Genomic DNA, 25,784 nt, shown 5'->3' with positions numbered 1-25,784 from the left:
CAGACTGTGTTGGATTGGCTTTCATGTGGTGAGGACGGCGGTTGCGTTTATCCGGTTACTCCAGTGGCGTTGACCGCTCACCAGAGGCATCTGTGGTCATCGCCCGCGGACTCGTGTGGCACGTTCGCGCTCTTCAGCCTGGTCAAGTAGCTCCTTTTGTTGTGCGCGGCCCGCTGCGGCGACCGCGCGCAGCGCAGGTTCTCGGTCGGCAAGAGCGGTGAAGTAGTCCAGAAGCTGAGAGTGCATCCGCGAGCGATCCCCTGACCAGGAGTCGCACCAGGCGACAACCGCCGCGATCCTGTCAGCGCTCGCTCCCCGCTCCAACAGGAGGGGACCGATCTGTTCTACGGCCGTGTTGCGCTGCCCGAAGAGGGCGTCGACCAGCTTGTCAGGGCTTACGGCATGTTGGTCGAGCAGGTGCTGGGCCAGCTTGGTGTCCGAGCCGACGAGATGGATGAGGGCGCTGTGGCCGACGCGGGGCAGGCCCATGCAGTGGATGGCCAGACGTAGCCGGTGCGGACGTGGGAGGTAAGCGAGGATGTGATCGCTGTCGTGCGGGAGCGGCGAGGCGTACCAGCCCTGGGCGGTCATGTCCTTCAGCCGCTCGTGGAACCATGATTCGAAGGTGTCGGCGTCATGCTCCGCGAGGTGCGTGAGGACTCTGCCCGCTCGCCACTGGTTGTGCGGGGGTAGGTGATCGATGCGCAGGTTTTTTATCGCGCGGCGCCATGATGTCTGCCATTCTGTCGGCAGGGTGGGGCCGTGTGGTGCTCCGACCGAAAAACTGATCGCTGCGCTCGCGGCGATGGCAGGGACGGTGTGGACGAGCAGGCGTTGCATGACATCGTCCGGCTCGTGGCGAATCAGCGTCTCGAGCAGTGCCGCGTCCTCGGCCCGCATCGAGTCGATCACCAGCTCTCCCGTCTGATCCACCACGCTGCGCGCGACGACGGCGCTGATGACAGTGGGTCGGGAGGCCGCATCGTCGAGGGCCGCGAGCAACACGGACGGCGGCACGGTGTCAGGAGCCGTGGTGAGCCATTGCGTCAGGGCAGTTCCCAACAACAGGGTCTCACCTGATTCGGCGGCTGCCTGGTACCAGGCAGCCGGGTCGTTCATCAGCTCGGCCATGCGGATGGCTGTCAGATGGCCGGTGTAGTCACCGACGACCTGTGCCTGCTCGGCCAGTTCGCTGAATCGGGCCACTCCGGCTCGAGGCCCCAGAGTAGTCAGCTTCTTCGCGAGTGTCTGCGCTTGAGTGAACACTTGCTCGGTGGCTGCCTCGTAGTCATGGGTGAATTCGACGCTTCCCCATTCACAGAAGGACTGAAGATCGGAGTCGACGTCGAATGTCGGCAGCTTCTGGCCAGCTGTTTGAGCCCGGCCCCGGATCCGGGCGAGTTCGCGGTGAGCGCGCATCGCTGCTCCCGGGCTGTTTTGCAGCAACGAGTGGAGTGAAGCAAGAATGCGGCGTCCTCCCTCGACCCCCCACCGCATCTGCTCGGCGGAGGGAGGCTGGCCACGGGGGGCGATGCCCAAGCCGAGCCGGACCCATCCCAGCGCCATGTCGAGCAGGGCGACCAGCGCGACGGGCGGACAGGGGACGCTGTCCTCGCTTTCCGTATCGCAGGTCAGAAGCGGGACTGCCTGCTCCCATAGACCGAGTAGCTTCGAGAGATTCTCTGCGGCGTCCACGCCGTGGGCGAGTGTGACTTTGTTCGGTGCCCCTGGATCCGGCCAGTTCCCTGATACCTCGACGCTGAAAATGCCCGCCAGGGCCTCGGTGGCCACGCTCCATTGCTCGCCCGAGGCGCGATGGCGGCGCATCCAGTCGAGCACCGCCCGCAGCAGACGGGCGCGGATCTCAAGGGACGTACCGAAGTCGGGGTCGATCACGCCGGCCAGATCGCTGAGCACGCGCAGCGGGTGATCCGGAGTGGAGTTCCGACGCCGCCTGTCTCCCACCGCCAGGGCCAGCAGTCCTCCGATCGCTTCCGGCAGCAAGAACTGACGTGCGCTCTGAATGAGTTGGCGGGTAGCTGCATCACCGAGAGGGTCAACGAGCATCCCATACAGCTCTTCGGGTTCGCGAGGAGTGGCCAGCACGGCCAGAGCCCCGTTCACCGCGAACTGGGCCGCCCGGGTGTCCAATCGGGCATACTGCGCCACGACGGCGAAGGTGCCGACGTCCCAAGACGTGGGCGCCGAGAGCGAGTGGATCCACTTCTCTGCTTGAGCCCGTGCCTGCGAGGAAGGGGATACCTCGGCTGCGGACATCACCGCGGAGGCAAGGTTAAGCGCGTGGTCGGGGAAGGCATCGACCAGCGTGGCCCACGGCCGCCGCACCGGACTGGTGAAGAACCAGCGCGCTACCAGCGGCGCGCACAGGGCCGGCTGCAGACGCCAAACGTCTTCCACCGACTCCACCAGGCCATTGTGTGCAAGACCCTCCACCATGCCAGACAACTCAGCGGGAGCCACTCCGACCAGGGGCGCGAGGGCGTACAGCATTTCCGGCGATACGCCACCCAGGGCGGCCACACAGGCCAGCGCATCCAGCACCGTGTGTGATGTTGTTGCCTCACTCAGGTACCGCTCGACGTGCGCTACGTGCGCTCTGCCGCTGAAGACGTCCCCGCCCTGCCCACTGGCCAGCAGCTCGCACAGCGTCACCGCCCACCCCGGCCGCCCGTCCGCTTGGTCGAGTACTGCAGCCCGGGACCGATGACCGGTGACACCCGCCGAGGTGACCAGCGTGTTCATCTCCGTCCGTTCGAGAGGGCCCACGTTGATGACCAGCGCCCCGGGCAGCCAGCCAACCACCTCAGCGAGCCGATCCGGCCAGGTCGTTACCACTGCGGAAAACAAAAGACCGGTCTGTCGACGGGTGTGTCGCAGGACACGCACCGCATCAGGATGAGCATGAGCATCGTCCACGACCACTGCTCTCGGCAGCACCAGAAGCAGGTCGTCATGAAGGTGAGCCAGCGAAGCGGGCTCTACGTAGACCACCTGATCTCCGAGCTGACCGGTGAGCCGAGTTTTGCCCACCCCCGGAACTCCAACGAGCACCACATCCTGGCAGGCATCCACCGCAGCCGACAGGGCTACAACCTCGCTCGCTCTGCCCACCAGAGGCGGTGGGCTCGCCACCAGAGGTGCCTCCAAAGGCTCGTCGAGCAAGGCGCCGAGTCGGCCCTCGATACCCAACAGACTCCGCCGCCATGCCGCATCACGCACCAACTGGTGAACGAACCACTCCTGGGCGTACACGTGGGCTGGAGGTAGCCCTCGGTCCGAGCACAGTTTGTCCAGAGCCCTCCGGGTGCGAGCGTCGACGGGGCGCGAGCTGGCTACAACAACCAGGTCGACCTGCAAGCCCTCCTCCTGCATCCGATTCAGGCCGTTGCGCACGTTGGCGATCGGATCACCAGTAGTGACCATAAGGCGCCCCCGCGCCTGAGGATTGCTGTCGGAAGGAAAGTAGATGTCTGCGTCACGGCCGAAGTCATGACCGCCCTCGACCGCCGACAACCCCGGATACCGGGACTGCAACAGGGCACAAGCGCACCGTTCGAACTCTGCTGGATGGACAGATTCGTTGAGAGCCTGCCGCACACGAGCCGGAAGATTCACAACCCACATGCTACGCACCGTGTGCGTTCTACGGTTGTGGAAAGCCGCTCAGCCAGACGGCTCGCCGTCTGCTGGGAAAGCCGGACCCGCTCGACGCACGGGTCGCCGCGCCGGCCGTACTCCGCGGTCGTGCCCGGGCCCGGGCCAAGTCCGGCGACGGCCTGCTACCGGATGCTTCTCTTGACTTCGGTGACGATGGTCCCAGGGTTGCATTGTCCTTCGGCCGTGCGGCCGGCGCTCTGGCTGAACTCTCTCCAGACACGCGGGTGCTCGGCGGTCACGGGCTGCCGTTCACCGGTCATGCCCTGGACCAGGCAGTGGCCGCTGCGCTCGAGGTGGTGCTCGAGCCACTCTCTGGACGCGAGGAGACTGTAGGCCCTGCCGCTCGGGCGGTCCCATGTCAGGTACTGCACCTGCAGTTGCCCGTCGGTGTCGTACCAGAAGGGGCGGTCCGGGTCGCGCCGCAGCCTGCTGTCTCTCAGGAGTGGGTCACTGAGCAGCGTCACGGAGACGGATGCGTCGAGGGAGCAGTCCAGGCTCTGTCCATTCCAGTTGTAGGTCTGGTCAGTCGGAATAGCGGTGACGGGTTCCCCATCGGGGTCTGTGGCGAACACCATCCGGCCCTGCGGCTGTGCGGCGAGGGTGCGCTCCAGCCAGTCGTCCTCGTCATCTTCCATCGGACCGTCCGCCCACTGGTCTGCGAGCTCCAGGAGCAGCTCTTCCCGGCGCTTTTCCCTGCGCTCCCGCCAGATGGCGATGGCGACGCTCTCCTCCGATGCCGGCGGTCTAGGGGTTGGCTCCGGAGTGGAGAGATCGTCGTCCTCTGGGACAGGGGAGTCGTCCTCACCGTGATCGGGTTCGTCGTACTGAAAGGTACTCACATGCCAGGAGTCGGGTTCCGGATCGGTCCAGGGACTGGGGATGGTGGGGAAGTCGGCCAGGAGAAGGCTGTGGCGATCGTGCCCTTCGGGCATCAGCCGGTTCGTGAGCGAACGTCCTTCAAGCCACGTCAGCAGGCTGGTGAGTTGGGGGGCGGGCACGAGCCAGCTGTGGATGCGGTGCCATTGCTCTGCCTGGCCGCGGGTGACGTTCCATCCTCGGCCGTCGTGGTCGTCCATGGCCTGTTCGTAGAGGACGATCCACTGCCTGTCCTGGCTGTCGGTGCGGATGCCCAGTTCGTCGAGGTCGGGCAGGTTGTCCGGACGGCTGATCCATTCGTCGACGCCCTCGTCGTCGGGCAGGTCGGGGACAGGTGGTGCCAGCGGATGTGCGGGGTCGGCGGTCGCGAAGGTGGCGTGGTCGGCTTCGTCTGGACTGTTGTCGTCGTCGGTGTCGGAGAAGGGGTGTCGGGCCGGAGGAAGGGAGGGGTCGATATCGAGCAGCGACAGTCGTGCCGCCCCCTGGTATTCGGCGGTGTCGTGCTCGGTCCGCCGGTGGGGGTGCCGGTGGTTCGCCAGGCGTTCCACGAGCTCGTGGAGTGCCATCCACTGGTACTTCTTGCCGATCCGTTCGCCCTTGTGTGACTGGCGGGAGCCAGAGTGGCGGGAACGCATGTTGTCGAATCCGGCGAAGAGTTCAGGCGTCCAGCCCAGGTCAGCGACGCGGGCGAGGACCCAGCGTGCGGCCCACTCGGCGTCGACGTGGGCAGCGGCGAGGCGTTCGTCGTCGGCCGGGGGCACTCGGCAGGCCCGCAGCAGCGCGTACTGGTCCGCGTCGAGGATGTCCCTCGCCTTCCTCCCAGTGAGGAGTTGTTCAACGGCAGCCGGTGTGCTCAAGGCGGGCCGGACGGACTCCGGAAGGCTTTGCGCGAAGGCCGGGATACGGGCGGGGTCGACTACGACAGGATCGTCGGCGCGCTGCCACGCCGGCCGACGGGGATAGTCGGTCGACAGCGGCAGCAAACTGAAATGGCGCACGGCTGGCCGAACCTGGGAGTCCGCAAAGTCTCCCAGCGGTGAAAGGGACGAGCGGAGCGAACCCCACAACAACTCCTTCTGCTCCCCCCATGGGAAGAGCCCGTCGAGGTCCTCCTCCGCAGGAGCCTGCCCAATCTGAGGACAGGCGTGCGGATGCCTGACCGCGTCTGCTTCCTCGCTGGTAACGGCTCCAGCACGGTGCGCCAAGGTGATAACGCGTGTAGCCGCTTCGCACAGCAGCGCGTTCCGTGAAGCGTGCGCGGGCGAATCAACGGCACCGTAGGAGTACGTGAGGAGCCGCCGGGCGACTGTACCGAGGAGGTCGTGCTGGCCGTCGTCCTCGCCGCGACGGGCCAGGACTCCGTAGCCGACCCACGCCAGACGCTCGAAGAGGTAGGGATCGTCGATCTTCTCCGCGTCCTCGTGGAGGAATCTGTCCAGGAGGGAGACGAGAACGTCTCCGTGCCCCAGGAGCAGCTGCACCAGGGCCTTGGTGGCCCGGTCGCGCAGGAACCGGTTGGAGGACGTGAGGGTCCACACCAGTGTCGTGGCGGCCAGCCGGACGACTTCCTCGTGGTCGGCTCCGGCCGTCTGCACCGGTCGGCGGGTTCGGTCCCCGAGCCGAGGCCGGGCCGTGAGGGATGCAGGGTGGAGATGGCGCGGGGTGGGGTACTGCTCGGCCCAGCGCAGCAGCCGGTGCAGTGCCGTGACGTCCCACAGCAAGGAGTAGGTCGCGACGCCCCACCACGCGTCGCGCTCGGGCCGCTGTTTTCGCAGCAGCACCCGGTGGAGACGGTCGGCGTTCAGCAGATGCCCCGGCTCGGCGGTGACCGCTACCGCAACCTCCAACACGTCGGAATTGCGTCCGTGACGTGCGGCGGTCTCGTTGAGAAGTTGGATGGTGCGTTCGTTGACGCTGCGTGTGCTGCGCAGCGGAAGCGTTTCCAGAAAGCTGCGGGCCAGCCGGTAGCCTCGTACGTCCGCGCGACTGCCGGGGCCAGCTGTGGCCTCCGCAGATGTGGGAGAAGCGGCCAGCAGGTCGATGAGTTCCGACCCGGTTTGCTCGGGCAGGAGAATCGACGCTGCTTCCTGGTAGTTCGGAGCAGCCTGCTCCAGCCAGCTCTGCAGCGCGGAATCGGCGGCCAGTGGGCGTCCCTCGCACAGCACGTCGATCTCGTCCTGGTGGGCAGCGAAGACCGACCGTACAACGCGGTCGTCACCGAACGCCTGGTAGGGGAAACCGATACCGGTTGCCTGGTCGGCCTTGTAGGTCCGCTCGTTGGACACCAGGCCCTGGGCGAGGAGCTGCCCGAGCATCGTGTCCGGCCACACCGTGGCCGCCGGAGCGTACGCGTCGACAAGAGCGCGGGCTTCCTCACGCGGCAGCACGGAACGCCGTGCGGCGGCCATGCGCGACGCCAGGGCGTCCACCGCACGGTGTACGGGCCGCTCCAGGGGATCGAGTCCGAGCCGGGAGCAGATGGTCTCCGCACGGTGGTCGACATAGGCGTCGAACACCGCGCTTCGGTCACGCGGATGGCCGCCCGTGCCGCCACGCTCCAGGCTCTTGCTCAGACTGTCTGCGTACAGCTTTACGAACAAAGGGTTGGTGAAGACCGAGGCCAGCAGGGGAGTGTTGGGAAGAACCGCCGCCACACCCCGCAGGTAGCTCTCCAACCCTTCCATCTCCCGTCCTGCAAAGCCGGGGTGCGCGGAGGCTGGCACATCGAAACGATCAGGCACGACGATCGGCTTGAAGGTTGAGCGGCAGGACACCAACAAAGCGATGTGCCGGTACCCGGCCAGATGCACCTGCAGCGCGAGCAGTTCGCTCTTCCAGTTCCCGGCGTCGTCGGAGTCATTGAGCGCATCGATGATCAACAGGAAGCGGCAGCCGCTGGCCGCGCCAGCGGCGTCCATCGCCTGCAGGAGGTCCCGCTCGGCAAGCGGCCCCAGGCCACGCTTCTGCGCGATCTCACTCAGCGTGTTGTGCCCGGTGAGCTCCTGCCCGAACACCACCAGCGCCGGACGGCCCTCGTCCACGGCCCGTCGCGCGGCGTCGACCAGCAAATGCGTCTTACCCTGCCCTGCCTCCCCCACGAGCAGCCAGGTCTTCTTCTCCGCTGCCTGGGCAGCGGAACTCCGCAACAAGCCGTCCAGGCGCTCGCAGGCGTCGAAGGCACGAGCCAGAGCGCGCTCGCACACCCATTGCACGCTTTGCACTGCGGTCACCGGAGCGTTTACGCCCCGTCCGGCCGCACGTGTGGCGTCGTCGCTTTTGGACTCTTCCTCGGCGAACCGGTCAGCCAGGTCCTTGAACTCACCCAGCCGCTCCAGCATGTCCTCCACCACAGCAGAACTCTGCTCGGCGGGGAAACCGGACGTTGCGGATGCAGCGGACAGGTCGTGGACCAAGGTGTGGGCGCCTTCCCGCAACGCGGGCGTCCACGCGTGCACCCACCGCGCCAGCGCCTGATGGTCGGGGCTGCTGGCTGGCGCGGGATAGCTGTCGTACCAGCGTGTCATCTCGGAAAGGAGTGTTACCACAGCGGCCTGCAGATCCCGGGATCGCTGGACGCCCTGCCTCAAGAACTTCTGCGGCAGGGCGCACGCATCCGCCACGTGCGCAAGGGGCAACGTCACATGATGCTCGGGTGTGTACCGTGCCTCGGCCAGACGCTCAGCAAGCGTGACCTGTTCCCTGAACCACTCGCTGCCCAGCGCCCGTCGTTCGAAGAAGAACCACTGACGTCCCTCATTTCCAGGGCGGGTCAGCCGCTCCAGCAGCTCGCCGCCACCGACGTAGCGGATGTCCACGTCGGCAAGGCCGGGCAGGTCCTTCTTCCACTGGGCGACGTTGCTGTTCCACCGCTCCCTCGCACCGGTACGCGCCTTCCCGCGCGGGGTGACAGGGGTGGGGTCGGAGAGGTCGAAGGGAGCGAGGAACTCAAGCCGGACAATCTTCCGGTTCGCGACGTTCTCGCCGACCGTCTTGGCGCTCTTCTTCGCCTGAGGGATGAGATCGTCGATGTTGTGGACGAACTTGACCTGGTATCCGTGCGCAGCACTGCCGTCGGGCGCCTGGTCATACCATTCGACGCCGCCGTCCGGAGCAGCAGTCTTGATCGTCTCCCAGCCCGGAGGCGCCGGCGTCCGGAGCTGGAAGCAGAGCTCCTCGAACGCGCGATGCTGGCTGCCGTCCCACTCCCGGATGCTCTGCCAGCTGTGTGCCCTGCTGTCGTTCGATGCCACTGCCGTCCTCTGACCGTCCCGCCGCCCCACTATGCGCGTGTCGGATCCCAGCGTAGAGGGCTGCGCTGACACACCAAGTTTTCCTGGGTCGATGGACCGGATCAGGCGTAGGAATTCCGTTGTAGCCGGTGCTGACCCGAGCGCTGCCGGCCATGACGGTCAGGAGTGGACGGTAGTCAACGCCTTGTCAGCGCGCTCAGTCATGTTGAGCATCGGTTCGGTCGAAGTCATCCGGCAGTGATCGAGTCATGCCGCTGTACTGGGATCGATGGGACGGTTGTGCAGTGCCGTCCCAGGCGGAGGTCTGACTCATGAGATCTATGACCGAAGTGTCCAGTCACAGACCTGTCGACTGTCGTCGCGGGATGCTGCCTGCCACCGAGCCACAGGGCGTGTCCCCAATAGGGGCCTTGCCGAGTTCAGGCGCCATCACGGTTCAGACCGCCCATGCGGGCCGGTGCGATCCGCCCAGCACGTCACCACCCGGGAGGCGAACCACCATGACGACCAGACAGCGCAGCACCTCCTCGAACACGGACCCGCCCGTGCGGAGAGAGGTCGTACTGGGCGTGGACACGCACGGCGAGACGCATGTCGCCGCCGTGACCTCCCCGCTGGGGAAGGTCCTGGGCAACGAGTCGTTTCCGGCCACGGCGGCCGGCTATCGGCAGCTGCTCGTGTGGGCCCGCAAGCGGGGGACGGTGCGCCGGGCCGGCGTGGAGGGCACCGGCACCTTCGGCGCGGGCCTGTGCCGCTACCTGGTGAACCGGCCCGATCGGTCGGCCCGCCGGTTGCTCGGTAAGTCGGACCCGCTCGATGCGCAGGCCGCAGCGCGAGCCGTGCTCAGTGGTCGCGCCCGGGCCCAGGCCAAATCCGGCGACGGACCCGTGCACAGCGCCCGGATCTACAAACTCGCCAAGGACTCCGCGGTCAAGGCCCGCACCCAGGCGATCAACCAGCTCAAGGCCGTCCTGGTCATCGCCGACCCCGCCCTGCGGGAACGGCTGTCGGGCTTGGGCAATGCCGAGCTGTTCCGCACCTGCGCGACTCTCAGCCCACCCGATGGTGGGGGAGACGAGGACGCGGTGTGGCCCAGGCCACCCACATGACATTACGCATGCTCGCCGAACGCATCGAACAGCTCAGCGGACAGATCAACGAGCTGAACCAACGCCTGCCCCGGCTCGTCGAACGCTACGCGCCGCAACTGCTCGTACCGGTGGGCATCGGCCCGGACAGTGCCGCCACTCTCCTGATCACCATGGGGGACAATCCCGAGCGACTGAACACTGAGGCGTCCTTTGCTGCCCTTTGCGGAGTCAGCCCCATCGAGTACTCCTCTGGCCGGCGGTGCACGCGTCGGCTCAACTACGGCGGCGACCGTCAGGCGAACGCTGCCCTGCACCGCATCGTGTTCACCCGCCTGCGCCACGACCCGCGCACCCGGGCGTACTACGAACGCCGCACCCAGGAGGGCAAGACCTGCCGTGAGATCATCCGATGCCTCAAGCGATATGCCGCCCGCGAGGTCTTCAACCTGGTCAGACCGGTTTCCCGCGCCCCCGCGTTATAGGGGCGTCTGTGACGCTTCCAGGGTGCGCCTACTTTGCGATTGCACTCGTCGGGGCAGCAGCCCATGTATTCCTGGCGTGCGTTGTCAGTGCCCCCTTGTACCGTCCGGATGTGCCACGCAACCAGCGCTCCTTGAGCGACCAACAAGCCCAGTGGGTACTTCAGTCCATCGCTGGCGGCCACGTCACAAGGGCGGAGGCTGCAGAGGAACTGGGTGTATCCCGCGCGGTGATCGACGGCATCGTCGGGGGCCGGAGCTACCGTCACCTTTCCCGGCCTACGCCTCTGCCGCTACCACGACCGCGCACCTACCGCGGCAGCGCAGAAGCACCAGAGCGCAGAGCCTTGCGGGAGGCGCAATTCTGGACATCAGTGGACACGTCACCGGGCGAAGCTGAATGCTGGCCCTTCCTCGGCCCGCTCAATATCGACGGCTATGGCCAGTACTACGCCGGACGGACCCTGATCGGTACCGTCAGTGCCCATCGAGTTGCGTATGTGCTGGCTCATGGCCTGGCCTCGAACCTTCCCGCACACAGGCTCGTCCGGCATCTATGCGCCAACCCCCGCTGCTGCAATCCGGCACACCTGACGGTTGGCTCGCAGCGCGACAACATGACGGACCGCTTCCGCCTTCATCGGAACCGGCCTGGCCCGCACCCGGTGCGAACTTTGACTCCACCACCCCCCGGCGGGTGGAGGGTGATGAGCGGCGACCTGAAAGAGCTGGCACGAAAGGCACTCGAGGCGGAGTTCTGGCGGAAGATCGACCGCAGCGGCGGCGACACGGCTTGCTGGCCCTGGATGGCCGCGAGCCGGCATGACTTCGGATACGGCTTCGTGTATTGGGAAGGTCGTCACACACAGGCTGCCCGGGTCGCCTATGTCCTGCACCATGGTCTGACCCTGGCGAGTCTTGGCAGCGATCTTGTTGTCCGGCATCTGTGTCCGGGAGGCAGTAATCCGGGCTGCTGTAACCCGCACCATCTCAAGGTGGGGACACAGAAGCAGAACATGCATGATCGTCTGGCGGAGGGCAAGTACGAACGGGGAGACGACCACTTCGCGACCAAGGTGTCCAACCGGGAGGTCAGGGCGTTACGGGAGGAGTACTGGAACGCTCCTCATGGGAAGCGGCCTAAGCTCGAAGTCCTTGCCCAGCGGCATGGCGTGTACTGGGGGACCATTCATCGTTGGTTGCGCGGAGCCGGCCGCCAAGAAGCAGGTGGCCCCACCGGCGAACTGGAGCCTGAGGCGGAGGCACGAACAAACCATGCACGCGGCGAAGCTCACCGCATGGTGAAGATCTCAGACGCCCGGGTGCGCGAACTGCGCGAGACTTACTGGAACATGCCCACAAAGCAGCGGCCGTCCACCGTGTCGCTAGCCGCACGGCTGGGCACAGACTCCAAGACCGTGTGGAACTGGTTGCACGGAAAGTCGCGGCTTTCGGCGGGTGGCCCGACCAGCGACTCTGTGGAGAACAGTGGGCAGCAATCCGGGCAAGAGTTCCTACCTGATCGGCAGTCGTGACGAGCTGTACTAGTGTCAGCGGGGTCCCTCGGGTTCGATCACCGCCGTTCGGCTCGGAACAATCAATGGGCTGGGTAATAAATCGTCGGCCAATCACTCCCCAGCCGGTCACTGGGCCTGCGAAAGCCCACCCGCGGGCGGGTCGGGGCAGGCGTGTCTCCGAGCAGCGGCTGACGGCAGGCGCAATCCGAGCGCGGCGCGGGCAGGTAAGCGAACACCAACCGTCGTACGGCGCCGGAACCCTCTGGCCTACCTCAAATCAGCACGGCCGACCGGTGCGGTCTCACACAGTGGGCCCATGACAACGGTCCGCACCGTGCGCACCTACAGGCAACTCGCCCTGCTTCCCATCGGGTTCGCGAGCATCATGTACGGCGACCTGCTCTTCCGGGACGACCAGCGGGGGCTGGGTAAGTTCCTCTTCATTAGCGGATGGGTCGTGGCACTTTCCGGGATGCCAGCTCTGAACCGCTACCTGAAGGCAAACCATCTCCGTGAGGGCATCCTCAAAATCTTCGTGATCCTGTTCATCGTCGGGAGCTTCGCGGTCCCCGGCCCGATCGTCAGTCTGGTCAAGGTCTTCGACGGCACGGCGCAGCCGGTCAACTACCGGCAGGCCGCGCTCTCGCTGGCACTGATCTACATCGCGCTGACGATCCTGTCTCGGATCGCCGAGCCGAAGGACCACGCCCTGGAGCGGCTCGCGAGCCGTATCCAGCGAGCGGCTGTCTTCCGGGCGCTGGCGAACGTGACCGGCATCTTCGCCGTGGTGGCCTTCCTGGGGGCACGGTTCGTCGCCACGCACCCGGTGCCTCTGATTTCCACTGGCCTGACGCTCGTGGTGGCCGCCGCGGTGGTCACCCACAAGACATTCGCCCGGGCGCGGAAGCTGTGCACGCAGATCCACGCCGACACGCAGACCCTGCTGAGAGACCTCGACGAGCTCGACCAGGCACGCAGCCGCAGCACGACGAGCACGGCGAAGCCCTGGATCCGGCGGCTGCGCGGCGAGCGGCAGGCGGGCGGCGGCCACGCCGACGAGCAGAAAGCGGCGCTGCGGGCTTGGGACGCCGTCAAGCTCGGACTGTCCACGCCCGTGGACACCGGCTACCGCAGCGTCGGCCTGCCGTTCCTCACTGACGAGGTGGTGGCTGAGATCGAGGCGAAGGTGCGGACAGCCGTCCACGGCGGAAGAGCCGGCCCTGCGCGGGCGGACCTGGAGGCCATTCAGCGGGCATGCTCGGGGCGCGTCGACGTCCTGGCCTAGACGAGTAGTTCCGTATGTGGGGGAGGGTGTCCAGCATCGGGTTGTGACGACCGAGGCCAAGGACTCCGCGGTCAAGGCCAGAGTGCCGCGAACAGGACGACGGCGCGAGACGGGCAGTTCTCAGCACAGCGAAGGCCGTTGTGAGAATCCGGACTGTCTTCTGCCGGATCTGCCGTATCGCACGACGACGGGAGAACCGCTCCTCAAAGTCGACCACATCGACAACTATGCGGCAGGTGGACGCGACTACCTGAGCGCCATGATTGCCCCCTGCCCTAATTGCCATGCCAACCAGACTCGTGGCGCAGACCAGGATGAGCTGAGGGAATGGCTCCGGGTGGTGGCTCTGCAGCGTCATCAAGCGCTGCGAGGCAAGGCCGGGACTGAAGCCGGCTGCCCGAGGCCGCGCACCTCGGGCAGCGGTAGACGCGCCCGCTAAGGGCTGTCCCGCAAAGATCTTGAAGTCGCCTCGGGTATGGTGGCCGCGGTGCGGCCCGCTTGCCTAACCAGCGAGAACGAGGTTGTGCATCCGGGCGATGCCGAGCATGGCGTGGTGGACGCCGTCGCCTTTGAGGCGGCAGTCGCGGAGGATCTACCAGGTCTTCATGCGGGCGAAGACGTGCTCGACGCGGGCTCGGACCTGCTTGTGGGACTTGTTGTGTTCCTCTTTCCAGTCCGGGAGGCCGCCCTGGTCGCGCTTGCGGCGGTGCGGGATGACCAGTCCGGTGCCCGGGTAGCCGCCGTCGGCGATCGTGACCGTGTTGCCGACGGCGTCCTTGGCGCCGGACTCCTCCCATGCCTTGCAGTCGTTGCGGTTCCCGGCGAGCGGCCGGCCGACCACGACGACCAGCCGGGTGTCGGCATCGATGACGACCTGGTGGTTGGTGGAGTACCGGTAGTTCTTCGACCGCTCGGCGATGGTGTGGTCGCGGGTGGGGACCAGGGTGCCGTCCACGATGAGCACGGTGTCCTTGGCGAACCGCTTGCGGGGCTGGAGTGCGAGTAGGGGTCCGAGGTGGTTGATGACTCGGCCGGCCGTCGACTTCGAGACGCCGAACAGCGGAGCGAGCTGCCGCAACGTCAGATTGGTGCGCCAGTAGGTCGTGACCAGCAACACCCGGTCCTCCAGCGGCAGACTCCATGGCCGGCCTCGGTGGACCACGTCTGCTCCATCGCGCCGCAGCGTGGTCAGCAGCTTGCCGAAACTGCGTGGGCTCAGCCCCGCGAACAGGGCTATCCAGGACGGCTCCGATGCCGTGATCACCCTCGCCACATCATGATCATCACTCAGACCGGCCCAACGACGAGACAATCCCACAGTTACGCTGATCGGGGCAGTCCACAGGGCGCAAGACCGGGGGAAACCGTGAACCGACCACTGCTGTTCCTCGACGTGGACGGGCCGCTCAACCCCTACGCGGCCAAGCCGGAGAGGCGCCCCGACGGCTACACCACACTCAGAGTCCCCCGAAACGATGCCCATGAGGACGACAGGGGCCCCTCCTCCCGACGACGCCCCCTGCGTGTCTGGCTCAACCCAGAGCACGGACGAACCCTGCTCCAGCTCGGCTTCGAACTGTACTGGGCCACCACATGGATGGACGACGCCAACCGGTGGATCGCACCGGTCCTCGGCCTTCCGGAATTTCCCTTCGTGGACTTCGGCGACGTCCTGCTCCAGGAACGCCGTGATGGAGTCCACTGGAAGACCGGACCGCTGGTGGACTACGCAGGCGGCCGTCCTTTCGCCTGGGTGGACGACGAGTAGAGCGAGCTGGATCAGACGTACGTGACCGCCCACCATCAAGGCCCCGGGCTCCTCCACCACGTCAACCCGCGGATCGGCCTACGGGAGAACGACTTCCGCACACTCGCCGACTACGCCCGGTCCCTGAACACCTCACGAACCACCTGAGCACCTCACCGGCTCTTCAGGCTGCTCCGTACTCAGAGCCAAGATCATTGCGGGACAGCCCCTAGGGACACGTGCGCCGGAAGTGCTGCGTCTACTGCTGGAAAAGCACAGGGATCACGCGGGCTGGGCCGCCGGACATGCGAACGATGGTCCAGGTTGACCTGAGCCCTTGTGTCCGGGCTTCTTGACGTCGACGTGGACCAGTTCGCCGGATCGGACGCGTCAACGGCGGCAGATGACCTGCCCGGCGAGCTGGTTCCGTCCGTGCCGGGTGAGGATACGGTGCATGGTCGCAGTAGGCAGTGCGAGGATCGGGCCGACGCGGGCCGGGTCCGTTTCGGCAGGAGTTCTTGGGTGGATCATCGCGGTCGGCCCGGAGAGCTCGGTAACCGAGCGGCTAGTGGCGCGTTATCCCGGTGGGGTAGTGCACCAGCGGCACGACCATCTTGTGGCTTCACGCACCCGCTGTGTTCGCGCGTGCCGAGCCACCACCCCCAACCGGGCCAGGCACCGGTGCGCCGGGCGCCGATCACGTCAGGGAGGGCTGTGTCCCACGGTCGTCATAATGGCAACCAGGCCGCAATGCCCGTCCAGCGCGCCGGGGCGAAGGAAGATGGATCGCCGGAGCCAGTCGGCGCGGGCCCCTACTCCACCGGCGGAGGGGGGGACAGTCCTGGAACACCGCTACGGAGCGGTGCTGTTGTCGCATCTGCTGACGGGAACCCCGGTGCCCGGCCTGGGGGACGCCGTGACACCGGTCCGGATCCGATTCCAGGCGCGCTCCGTCAGCCGTGTGGACGACATCGTTGTTGTTGGGACAGCACCGAACAAAACGGAAGTTGCCGTGTCTATTGGGGTGCGCCGGCAGCCGAAGCTGGTGCCGAGCGAGGCGGACTCTGTCAAGCTCATCGGCGACTTCCTGCACGTCGCGCGTGCCAAGCGGACGTTGGTGGACAGCGGCCGCTGGAAACTCGCCTTGGCCGTGGTGCCCTCTTGTATTCCTGCCCAGCAGCTCAAAGCGCTCGCCGAGGCGGCCGCTGCGGCGGGCAGTTGGACGGAGTTCCAGGATCGGCTGCGCCGTCCGGGCGGTGTGCAGGCAGCGGTTCGCAACCGGCTGACCCAGGTAGAAGCCATCGTTGCTTCTCTGATCTCCGAGCCGTCGACACAGGCGTCACGGGAGACCTGGCGGCTGCTGTCGGCCCTGCATTTGATCGAGATGCGCCTGGAAGGCGCCGACTGTACGGACCGGACGTACAGCGTCGAACGACTGCGGGCCGTGACGCCACAGCGCGGCAATGACGCGGCGCACACCCTGTTCGCCCATCTCGCGGAGCGAGTGGGTGTCTACGCTCCAAGCGGCGCCGTGGTCGATATCTCGCGGTTGCACGCTGACCTTCAGGGACTTGGCTGTTTCGCCCCAGCGCACCTGCCTTCCCTCGCTGATGCTGACCTAGCCCCTGCGGCAGCCCGAACGCCACGGCCGAGCCGACGTTGTGCACGCCCCAGGTTGCGGTGGAAGACTCGTCTGTTGTCTGGGGCAGCACACCAGCCCCAGGTGCATGATGACACCGTCGTGGTCGTCGACGGCTGCTGGACACTTGCCTTCGATGCAGACTCTGGCCGCCAGCGCTGGGGCAAGAAGACCGGCGGCGGACACAGCCCGGTGATCGCAGGCGGAGCGTGCTTCGCCTCGGACCCACTGGGCCATGCCCGGGCATGGGATCTGCGTTCCGGCCAACGCAGTGCGCCGCTGCGCCTGCGCATGCAGGACGGCCTGGCCACGGCATCGAACGGGTTGCTATTTGCTGCGCACCCCATGACCGGGCTGAGTGCCTACAACGTCGCCTCAAAGGCGGTGCTCTGGTCCGGCGCTGGGAAACACCACGTCACTGCTGCGCCCCAGGCCCATGGCAGCATGGTGTTCGCGCTCATGAATACCCCATCGGCACCCGCATGCGGGCAGCAGGTCTTTGCTGCATTCGATGCGTTGAGCGGGCATACGGTGTGGAGCTGGTCGAGCGGCTCGTGCGCCGTCGCGCACTGGAGTGCCGGCGATCGAGTTCTCATGGCCTTTCTCGACACGCCGGATGGCGAGCGGCAGCTCGTCGCCCTCGACCGCGCCAGTGGAACGCTTCGATGGCACCAAGAACTTACGGGTGAAGCGGCAGCCGCCCCGGTGCACGCAGGCACGACAGTTCATCTGACTACGCGGTGCGGCCGGGCGCTGGCCTGGGACGCGCAAAGTGGGCACCTGCTGTGGGACACTCAGGTCGCCCGACGCATCAGTACGGCCCCCTTGGTCGCCGACGACGCCGTCTACATCGCCGCATTCGACCCCGGGCGGCTAGTAGTTCTCGATCCCCTCTCCGGCCGAGAGTTGTGGCGCAAGAGCGCAGGCGGCGCCTTCACCACCAGGCCGTTCATGGCGGGTGATCGCATCTGGGCCAGTGACCGTACTGGGGTCCTGCACGCGTGGGATCCGCGCACCCACCGGACTGCGGCCCAGCTGCCAGTGCGATGGAGCGAAGAAGGCCGTGGGCAACCCGCCGTTCAGGAGCGCATGATGTTCGTCTCCACCAGCGGCGGTTGGCTGCAAGCGTGGGAACTGCGGTGAGGACTCACCCGCCGTCGCCAAACAACCGCATCCCCGATCTGAGCTGGTGCGGCGCCGCACCCGGGAGGGCGGGACCCGGCATGAGATCATCCGATGCCTCAAGCGATATGCCGCCCGAGAGGTCTTCAACCTGGTTAACTGATCGTTTCAGAATGAGTTCAGTCGCGAGTCTTGTGCTCGACGATCTTGGTCGGCAAGGTGTCCCTGGTGCGCGCTGATCTTGTTCCTGACGACCCGTGGGAGCGGGCGGCCCCGTTGCTGCCGCCCGCTCCCGAGCGGCGCCGTCGCCATCCCGGGCGGTTGCGTGTTCCCGACCGAACGGCGCTCGCCGACATCCGGGCGGTGGCTTCAGCGTCGGCGGTGTCGGTCTTGCCGCGGCGGCGCCGGGTGGACCGGTCGGGCTGGTTAACCTCCACGACCGGAATCTGTCGGGTCGCGAGGTAGCGGGCCAGGCCCGCCCCATAGGAGCCAGTGCACTCCACGCCAGCCCGCAGCACTGTTCCGCATGGGCGTGCCCAATGGAGAAGATGGCGGTAGCCGGCCGCCGTGGCCGGGAACTCCCCGCTGCTCAGCAGCCTGCCAAGGTGGTCAACGACGGCGGCGACGTGCACGTCCTTGTGGGTATCGACGCCGAGCGCCTCTTCGCGCGGCCTAGCCGCGGCCTCGACAGCGTGAACGGCAGGAAAGGCAGCAGGCATGCCGAGGGTGGTCACAGTGCTCCTGTTCGACGACGTACCGATAGTCAGCGCCGGTCGGTGAAGCGGTCAGAACTGTGACGGTGACTTCGAGGACAAGGCCCCTATCGGGACACGCTCCGTCGGCCCGGTACCGGTACGTGTCGCTCCGGCCGGGCTGACAGATCAAACACAAGGCACAAGCGGCCAGTGAGAGTACGAGTCAAGCCGTGGCCGGAGCGACACGGCCACCATCCTCACAGGGGGAGTAGTCCTCGCGTGAGTCGCCGACCCGGTCGCACTCGGCGAGGGTGCCGTCCAGCGGCACGAAGTCGGGGTCGGCCTCGCGCAGGACTTTCAGCAGGCCCGGTTCGCGTTCGGCGAGCAGGTGGATGACCGCGGTGGTGTAGGCGTGGGCGGTGGATTCGCTGATTCCGAACCAGGCGGCGATCTTTGCCAGGGTGATGTGCTCACGCAGGTGCACCAGTGCCACCATCGCGCGCTGGGACGGGCGGAGCTTGCAGCGGCGGTCACCCTCACGGGTGACGATGAGCATGGTTACCCGCTCGACCAGGGCATGAGGCAAGACGAGTGAGGCAGGACTGGGAACCAACGAGCTTCCTGCGCTGATGAGTTGAGACGTCGAACACCTCTCTCGACGGCACGGGGGCTTCGTGCGTTGCGGGACGCCGGCCGGTCACCCGATCAGTGGCCACTCTGGAAGAGCTCAGTGGTACGGCGTCCGAGTGCTCCCGCGGCGTCACGCACAGGACGACCTCTCCAAGCCGTCTGCCCCCTGCATTTTGGCCAGCCCAGATGGATGATGGGAAAAGCTCGCTGCTGCGACCCGGCTGAGGACTCGGCGTGCCAAGATGACCCGATGGACTATGACCTGACGCGTCTAGGGTGGCGAGAGTTCGAGCACCTGTCTCAGACACTGGCCAAGTGCGTGCTTGGCCCCGGTGTTTCGGTCTTCGGGGATGGCAAAGACGGCGGTCGAGAGGCGACGTTCACCGGTCAGATTCCTTACCCCAACGAGCACCAGTCTTGGGATGGCTATGGGGTGATACAAGCCAAATTTATGCAACGCCCTAAAGGTGGTAGCTCTGGTGCCGAATGGCTTGAGCGTCAGATTGAGGCGGAATTCAAAGCGTGGCTTTACGCATACTCCAAGCGCGGTCGCTTGCCAGAGTATTTGATCTTTACGACTAATGTGTCTCTCTCGCCCGTCCCTGAGACCGGTGGAATCGCTCGTGTTGATCGACTTATAGCCTCCTACGTCAACAAGTCAAGAATCCCCCTGAAAGGCTGGGCCCTATGGCATGGAGACGAGATTTGCCGGTTTCTAGACATCTACGAAGGTGTCCGTCGGGCCTTCGCGCATTTCATCACCCCGGGTGATGTTCTTTCACGCTTGCTCACCACGGTCCCCGACGCGGATTCCGACACCGCCGAATTGATCCGTGCACATGCCGGCAGGGAACTCCTTTCTGATCAGTGGGTACGCCTAGGTCAGGCCGGATCGCAGGCAGACAATCAAAAAATTAAACTCGGTCCGGTAGTGGTCGATCTTCGCGCCACCTTTGGAGAGCGTGATACTCGGCCGGAAACGGAACGGGCTCTGATTTATCAAGACGGGCCAAAGTCATACTCTACCCGTGTAGCCGCGTATATTCTCGAACGTGGCGATACGGTTCTACGCCCGTCGCGATTCGCTTTGAGTGAAGCGCGCAACGTCGTCTTAATTGGCGGTCCTGGACAGGGAAAAAGTACGCTCGGGCAGCTGATCTGTCAGATTTATCGCGTTGCTCTTCTTGATGAAGAAGGAGAACACCTGCTCACAACTGAGGCTCGCACAGTTCTGCATTCCCTCCGTCGTGAGTTTGCAGAAATCGGGCTGCACCCGCCCCAGGGTCGCCGGTGGCCCATTCGCATTGCCCTCAACCAGTACGCCAACGCCCTACTTGGCGGCGAGGACGTCAGTCTCATGTGCTTTCTGGCCGACCGGGTGGGCCACCGAAGTTCCGTGCCTGTTACGGGTAGCCACATCAAGCGCTGGTTGCGGACATGGCCGTGTTTGTTGATCTTGGACGGACTTGATGAGGTAGCTTCCCGCCGCACGCGCGAGGAAGTGATGTCCCGCATATCTGATTTCCTTCTTGAAGCCCGACAGATCGATGCCGATATCCTCGTGATTGCAACAACGCGCCCGCAGGGTTATAAAGGCGAGTTTTACTCTGGCGATTACGAGACGCTTACTTTGGTGCCCATGGCGGACAGCGACGCGCTGCAGTACGCCGAAAGGCTCGCCATCGCGCGCCACGGTGATGATCTTGACATGCGTGACACTGTATTGGAACGAGTCAGAGCAGCGCTATCCGAGGATGGTACTGCTCACCTAATGCGCTCGCCGCTGCAAGTGACGATCATGTCTCTGCTAGTCGAGCGGCGCGCCCGACTGCCGCAGAACCGCTACGAGCTTTTTGACGCCTACTACAACACCATTTACGCCCGAGAGGTGGATAAGCCGGGCCCAACCGGACAGCTCCTTGCAGACAATAGGCTCCAGATCAATTGGCTGCACCAGCATGTGGGGCTGTCGCTACAGATTAGCGCAGCCAAGTCGCAGGAGTTGGATGCGGTGATCGAAGATGGCGAACTTCGAGAAGATATCCAACAGCGACTACTTCAGGAAATCGAGGACCAGGATGCTGCAGAGATCCTGGCTGACAAGCTGCTGGAAGCGGCAACCGAACGACTTGTCTTGCTCGTTGCTCCGAATGCGGGTTTCATCGGCTTTGAGGTACGCAGCCTTCAGGAATATATGGCTGCCCGAGCGCTAATCTCCGGACCTGAAGGCGAAATTGTCCCGCGACTCGAATCTCTTGCTGCTAGCTACTCGTGGCGCAACACCTGGCTGTTGGCCGCTGCAGGTATCTTTACGCACCGTCCGCACCTGCGCGGAGACCTCGTCAACGCGCTACGTTCGTTTGACTCCAGGGATGCAGTGACGCTGCTTCTACTTCCTGGAGCGCAGCTCGCGCTCGATCTCTTGGACGACGATTTCAGTCGCCATCACCCGCGCTTTCATAATTTGCTAGTCGACTATGCAACTACGCTAATCGGACGGCCTCCGCGGATCAGTATTCTGCAACACGCTGCACATAGTTTTGCTTCGGCAGCACAGCTTCATGAGCAAGCCCGTATCCGAATTGAGCACGCGATACGAGATGCGCTGAGTGCACGCGACGCCCGATTGCTGACTGCCCTTGGAGTCCTTAGCTGTATGTCCCAGGCCACGGGTCCCGGCAGTTCATGGGCTAGCCGACTGCTTGCTGCGGCTATTGCCAACCTGAGAGCCGAGGAACGCTCGGCCTCAATAGTTCTGTCCAGTGCGTACCTCTCAGGGATGGTTCCCAATCTCCCTCCTCTCGATTTCAATGTGGTCAAAAAATCTGATCTCGCCGAATATGTGCGAGACCACCTATTGTCAGAGGACCTGGTGGAGCTTGGCCCTGCCCGACGTTTCCTTGCAGCGCTTGAAAGACACCCCGTTCATCAGGTCCGAGTCGAGGATATTACTATTCCTGTCGTTGAGCCTTCGATCCCACTGGATAGTGAAGGGGTGCTCGCCGTCATAGGAGACCAGCAAGTTATCGAGGCGTGCATCAGTGTAGTCAACACCCAGGATGTCACATCCTGGCAGATTTCCATGACTTTCACGCAGCTTCTCGACTTGCTCGCTCACCCTTTATTGCTCCCTCCAGGCGAGGTCAAAGTGGCCGGGTTCGGCTGATCGCCCATGAGCTGGACGGGAAGAGGTTCAGCACCCATCAAGGTGCGGTCAACAGTGGGTTCGTACTTGGCGAGCCACTCGGCGAAGCGTGCCGGCGGTCGGCTGCGATCGGACATGGCATGGGTGCGGCGGAAAGGTCCACCGCGGGCCTGCGGGGGTGCTCCGGCGTGAAGCGTTTTGAGTCAGCTACACGATAGGGGCAGTGCTTATTGAATATTTCGGGATGAGGTTTGGACTCTTCACATTCTTGCTGGACGGCGGTGAGGGCCTGGTCCGTGGGTGCGGAGAGGCAGGGCCAGACGGCCAGCGCGGCAGCCAGGCGTCCATGAACAGTTCCGTAGCCGGGTGCTCTCCGGGGCCTGACCGTTGAGTGCCCCTCCCGTGGGGACCGTCTGCGGCTTAACATCCGCGAGTTCTGGCACTTGGGGAAAGGCGACGATGCTTCCGCTACGAACGTGGCTGGATCTGTGGTGGGCGAAGATCACGGACTTTATGGAGCCCGACCAGTCCCTGATTTACCTGCGCTGCGTGCTCACCGCTGTCGATGCTCCGGAGACGGCGCGACTGCTCGGCAAGCGCAGTGGTGCGAGCCGGGAAGCCGTTCTGGAACAGATGAGGTCGGGGCCGTACGAGACCTTTTCGGTCAGTCAGTGCGGCGGCGCACGGAAGGACGCCTTCGACAAGGCGCTCACCGACCTGGCGGAGATTCAGGACAAGCACCGGGCAGCCGCGCGTGAGACAGAGTGGAACTGGTGGGCGACCTGCCTGCTGATCGTGTGTCCGAGCGTAGTGGTGCTGGCCATCGGTGGGCCGGTGGCGTTGGTCGGGGCCGTTGCGGCGGCGGGGGCGGCGCTGTTCGTTCTGTTCTGGCGTGGCACCGCGGTGTGGTTCAACGTACGGCAGGCGTTCGTCGCCGCGGCGTGGAAGGGGGCGTGGCTGGCGCAGCGCGTCGAACTGGGGATGTCTGCCGTGCGTTGGGGCGAGGCTCTTGAGAAGGTCACCCAGCCGCTGGTCGCTCAGGTGGTGCGCCAGTCGCTCGGCGAGGACCCCGACTCGCTTTTCATTCCGGGGGAGTACGAGGGGTTGCGGGCGCTGCGGGCGCCGGGCTACTTCGTCGAGAATGAGGTCACACGGCAACTGCGGCGCAAGCTCGCACACATCGACTACGGCACCATCGCCGTGTGTGGGCCACGAGGCACGGGCAAGACCAAGTTGCTGGAGCAGTGCGTCAAGGACGCGGATTTCGGGGTGCTCGCTCAGGCGCCGGCCACCTACGCCCCGCACGACTTCCTGCTCTCGCTGTCCGTGCGGCTGTGTCAGGAGTACGTCCGCGACGAGGGCTACGACGTCCCGGAGTTCACGCGGCTATCAAACGTGCGTCGTCGGTTGCGTCGTGTCACCTCGGCGGGAGCGCGTCTGACACGCTGGGGATTCTTCGCCGTTCCGGCCACAGCACTTGTGGCTCTCGGACTGTCGGAGTCCGCTCGTTCACTGTATGCGCAGTACGCCGACTTGCTGGCCAATCAGGCGGGCACTCAGAAGGACCTGATCCAGGCCCAGGTGCTGGAGCTCTGGAAACGTCATTCGGTTGCTGGCAGCGTTCTGGCCGTCGTCGCGGGCGTCGCGTGGTGGAAGGCGCGGCGGACGGCATGGCTGCCTCGTCTCGTGGGCGCCTTGTGGCATTTCGGGAGCACCCCCATCGGTGTGGGACTGGCGCTAGTGTCACTCGGGAGCATTGTGCTTGACCGTCAGGTGCAGCAACAGGTACGGCACTTGAGCTTCGGCACCATCCTGAGCACCCTGTTCCTGATGCTCGCCTGGGCCTACTGCCTGAAGTGGCGCGACTCGGGTAGCACCCTTGTGGTGGGAACGTGGCGCGTTTCACCGAACATGATCTTCGGGCCCTTGGCCGCCGCCGCCGCGATCGCTCTCCTGCTATACCTCATCCGCAACGCTCAGACCTACTCGATTCTGGCCGATCCCGAGAACCCGCTCCGGCTCGCGGGCATGATCGGCGGAGTCCTCTTGGCCAGGGCGGGTGGCTGGCGCCCGCGGCCTGCGGAACCTGAGCTGGTGACCAGATGCCGCGACCATCTGTACCGCCTCCAGACGATCCAGATGTCCACGAATGCGCTGTCCACCGGCGTCTCACAGGTTCTGACCGTGGGCAGCTCGCACACCACGTCCGTCTCCACCGTCCCGCCCAGCTTCCCGGAGCTGGTGGAGGACTTCCGCGACTTGCTCGGGCGGATCGCGATTGAGCAGAAGTCGAAGGGCAGGATCGTCGTGATCGCCATCGACGAAGTCGACCGCCTCGGCTCATCCGCACACGCGCTGGCGTTTCTCAGCGAGATCAAGGCCATTCTGGGAGTCCCACACGTCTACTACCTGATATCGGTGGCAGAGGACGTGGGCGCCGCCTTCGTCCGCCGGGGCCTGCCGCACCGTGATGCCACGGACAGCTCCCTGGACGACATCATCCATGTGCAGCCGAGCACCCTGAAAGACTCCCGGGCCCTCCTTACCCAACGCAGCGGTTCCCTGACCGAGCCCTACATACTGCTTGCTCATGTCCTGTCCGGCGGCATACCGCGAGATCTCCTGCGCTACGGGCTCCAGATCCGGGAGATGCAGGAGATGACTCAGTCGTTGGAACTGAGGTACATATCCCGCCACCTCATCCTCGACGAGCTGGCAGAAACGCTCGCAGGTTTCCGCATCCTCTTGAGCAAGCACCAGTGGACCCGTGACACCAGCGGCATCCTGCATGTCTTCCGCACCCTCGGCGGATACCTGCGTGAACCCTGCGTCTGTGTGGAGAGAGAACTGCGCATCACCCTGGAGAAGTTCGCCTTCTACGGCACCGCCGACCACACCGGCCCCGTCGCCCAGCACGAACTGGGAGACGATGCTCGACTTTTGATCGAGGAGGCATCCGCGTACGCCTACTTCTCCCTTACTCTCATTGACATCTTCAGCTCCGAGGGCCTTGAACGCCGTACCCGGCAGGCAGCCGGCCAAGGGCCGGACGGCGCTCCGGAACGGCTGGCGGAAGCGCGTCAGGAACTCGGTGTCTCTCCCTTCAGTGCCCGCCCGCTAATCGACAGTGTCCGCAAGGCGTGGTCACTGCCCCTGGGACCAGTCACCGTCGGCCACGAGCCGTGGACGGGCAGCAGAAACTGCCCCTTGCACGACGATGACGCATGACGCATCTGTCCGCAGCGCCGCGTTCGAACGCTGCAGGCACGCCTGCCCAAACGGTGGGGCCACGGCCCGGAAGCGGCGGTCATCCGGCGGCGTCGTGCAGGCGGCCTGGTCGAGGGCGGTGATGCGGCCGCGGGCCAGGCGGAGCAGGCTGCGGTCGGTGAACTCGTGCAGCACCTTGGTGCAGGTCTTGCGGGAGGTGCCGACGAGTGCGGCGAGCCGTTCGGGGTGAGGGCGATCTGCGGGTGGCAAGTGCCCGGCCGATGGACTGTCGGTGCGGGTGGCGAGGGTGGTCAGGGTGGTGGCGACACGGCTCGGTGACAGATGAGATCTTTTGAAGTTGTCTACCTGATGGCGCTGAGCTGCAGAGATGTGCCAGTACCTGCCTCTGACCTGCATCGTTGT

10 protein-coding genes and 5 pseudogenes are annotated in these 25,784 nt (G+C 65.3%); 9 read left to right on the top strand and 6 right to left on the bottom strand.

Annotated elements, in window-relative coordinates:
- Positions 1–96: 96 nt before the first annotated feature.
- Positions 97–3,273 (bottom strand): hypothetical protein, encoded by a 3,177-nt coding sequence (locus tag N4P33_RS00470; RefSeq protein ID WP_260824151.1) that lies wholly within the window; start codon positions 3,271–3,273, stop codon positions 97–99.
- A gap of 527 nt (positions 3,274–3,800) precedes the next feature.
- Entirely contained in the window at positions 3,801–8,804 is a 5,004-nt protein-coding gene (locus tag N4P33_RS00465; RefSeq protein WP_260824150.1) for an ATP-binding protein, read from the bottom strand.
- Positions 8,805–9,304: 500 nt separating this feature from the next.
- Between N4P33_RS00465 and N4P33_RS35490 the strand changes: the two genes are divergently transcribed.
- From N4P33_RS35490 to N4P33_RS00450, 5 genes and pseudogenes are all read left to right on the top strand, one after another.
- Positions 9,305–9,913, top strand: coding sequence for a transposase (locus N4P33_RS35490; RefSeq protein WP_313904422.1), 609 nt, complete (start codon positions 9,305–9,307; stop codon positions 9,911–9,913).
- Positions 9,892–10,377 carry a transposase gene (locus N4P33_RS35485; RefSeq protein ID WP_313904421.1) on the top strand — a complete coding sequence of 162 codons (486 nt, stop codon included), beginning with the start codon at positions 9,892–9,894 and terminating at the stop codon, positions 10,375–10,377. The genes N4P33_RS35490 and N4P33_RS35485 overlap by 22 nt, the downstream gene beginning before the upstream one ends.
- Positions 10,305–10,982: pseudogene (locus tag N4P33_RS35620) on the top strand (hypothetical protein); the annotation flags it as partial. The gene N4P33_RS35485 and the pseudogene N4P33_RS35620, both read left to right, overlap by 73 nt.
- Positions 10,983–11,081: 99 nt before the next feature.
- Positions 11,082–11,909, top strand: a complete 828-nt coding sequence (locus N4P33_RS00455) for a hypothetical protein (protein WP_260824149.1) — start codon at positions 11,082–11,084, stop codon at positions 11,907–11,909.
- A 367-nt stretch (positions 11,910–12,276) separates the two neighbouring features.
- Positions 12,277–13,176: a hypothetical protein gene (locus N4P33_RS00450; protein WP_260824148.1), complete on the top strand. Its 900-nt coding sequence runs from the start codon at positions 12,277–12,279 to the stop codon at positions 13,174–13,176.
- Between the two features lie 502 nt (positions 13,177–13,678).
- Here the strand turns inward: N4P33_RS00450 and N4P33_RS00445 are convergent.
- A pseudogene (locus N4P33_RS00445) lies at positions 13,679–14,449 on the bottom strand (transposase).
- A gap of 93 nt (positions 14,450–14,542) precedes the next feature.
- Between N4P33_RS00445 and N4P33_RS00440 the strand changes: the two are divergent.
- Positions 14,543–15,091: pseudogene (locus tag N4P33_RS00440) on the top strand (hypothetical protein).
- 700 nt (positions 15,092–15,791) lie between these two features.
- Positions 15,792–17,705 (top strand): PQQ-binding-like beta-propeller repeat protein, encoded by a 1,914-nt coding sequence (locus N4P33_RS00430; protein ID WP_260824147.1) that lies wholly within the window; start codon positions 15,792–15,794, stop codon positions 17,703–17,705.
- A 389-nt stretch (positions 17,706–18,094) separates the two neighbouring features.
- Here the strand turns inward: N4P33_RS00430 and N4P33_RS00425 are convergent.
- Together N4P33_RS00425 and N4P33_RS00420 are read right to left on the bottom strand one after the other, a co-directional pair.
- Positions 18,095–18,403, bottom strand: a pseudogene (locus tag N4P33_RS00425) (transposase); the annotation flags it as partial.
- Between the two features lie 241 nt (positions 18,404–18,644).
- A pseudogene (locus tag N4P33_RS00420) lies at positions 18,645–18,992 on the bottom strand (transposase family protein); the annotation flags it as partial.
- Between the two features lie 267 nt (positions 18,993–19,259).
- Between N4P33_RS00420 and N4P33_RS00415 the strand changes: the two are divergent.
- Complete coding sequence (locus tag N4P33_RS00415) at positions 19,260–22,175, top strand: NACHT domain-containing NTPase (RefSeq protein WP_260824146.1); 2,916 nt, start codon at positions 19,260–19,262, stop codon at positions 22,173–22,175.
- 492 nt (positions 22,176–22,667) lie between these two features.
- On the top strand, positions 22,668–25,382 hold the full coding sequence (locus N4P33_RS00410) for a hypothetical protein (protein ID WP_260824145.1): 2,715 nt from the start codon (positions 22,668–22,670) through the stop codon (positions 25,380–25,382).
- Here the strand turns inward: N4P33_RS00410 and N4P33_RS00405 are convergent.
- The gene (locus N4P33_RS00405; protein ID WP_260824144.1) at positions 25,299–25,778 is read right to left on the bottom strand and encodes a helix-turn-helix domain-containing protein; all 480 of its coding nucleotides are present in this window, start codon (positions 25,776–25,778) and stop codon (positions 25,299–25,301) included. The genes N4P33_RS00410 and N4P33_RS00405 overlap by 84 nt on opposite strands.
- Positions 25,779–25,784: the final 6 nt, after the last annotated feature.

This window comes from Streptomyces sp. 15-116A (assembly GCF_025290915.1).
Classification (GTDB): domain Bacteria; phylum Actinomycetota; class Actinomycetes; order Streptomycetales; family Streptomycetaceae; genus Streptomyces.
The sequence above is the reverse complement of the archived record's forward strand: the minus strand, read 5'-3'. Positions and strand labels throughout refer to the sequence as shown.

What these genes read in the sequence shown, in the direction of transcription:
- N4P33_RS00415 (WP_260824146.1), top strand. Translation starts at nt 19,260, where the DNA reads ATGGACTATGACCTGACGCGTCTAGGGTGGCGAGAGTTCGAGCACCTG.
- N4P33_RS00450 (WP_260824148.1), top strand. Translation starts at nt 12,277, where the DNA reads ATGTACGGCGACCTGCTCTTCCGGGACGACCAGCGGGGGCTGGGTAAG.
- N4P33_RS00455 (WP_260824149.1), top strand. Translation starts at nt 11,082, where the DNA reads ATGAGCGGCGACCTGAAAGAGCTGGCACGAAAGGCACTCGAGGCGGAG.
- N4P33_RS35490 (WP_313904422.1), top strand. Translation starts at nt 9,305, where the DNA reads ATGACGACCAGACAGCGCAGCACCTCCTCGAACACGGACCCGCCCGTG.
- N4P33_RS00410 (WP_260824145.1), top strand. Translation starts at nt 22,668, where the DNA reads ATGGAGCCCGACCAGTCCCTGATTTACCTGCGCTGCGTGCTCACCGCT.
- N4P33_RS00405 (WP_260824144.1), bottom strand. Translation starts at nt 25,778, where the DNA reads ATGCAGGTCAGAGGCAGGTACTGGCACATCTCTGCAGCTCAGCGCCAT.